1 pseudogene is annotated in these 338 nt (G+C 47.9%); it reads left to right on the top strand.

Annotated features, from left to right (window positions below):
• Positions 1–338 (top strand): annotated as a pseudogene (locus HXW94_RS19010) (Rpn family recombination-promoting nuclease/putative transposase); the annotation flags it as partial.

Below are 338 nucleotides of genomic sequence, written 5' to 3'. Positions count from 1 at the left end.
CCGGTCTGCAATATCTGGAGGTGGTGTTCAGGTACCTGGCATCGGCCCGGGAAAACAATGAATTATCATGGAAACAAATAAAGGATATCGCAGAGAAAGCGATTTCCGAAGAGGCAGGGAGGTATGTTATGACATTAGCAGAGAGAACTAAGAATGAAGGCAGGCTGGAAGGCAGGTTGGAAGGCAGGCTGGAAGGTAGACTGGAAGGCAAGCTGGAAGGTGAGATTAAAGGCCTGAAAGAAGCCATCGAACTGGGCATCACCCTTAAATTTCCCGGAGACATTGACACCGTAATGGCCAAGGTGAACAAAATTGATGACCTGGGTACACTGAAAGAA

The sequence above is a fragment of the Desulfobacter latus genome (genome assembly GCF_013389365.1).
GTDB lineage: Bacteria > Desulfobacterota > Desulfobacteria > Desulfobacterales > Desulfobacteraceae > Desulfobacter > Desulfobacter latus.
The sequence above is the reverse complement of the archived record's forward strand: the minus strand, read 5'-3'. Positions and strand labels throughout refer to the sequence as shown.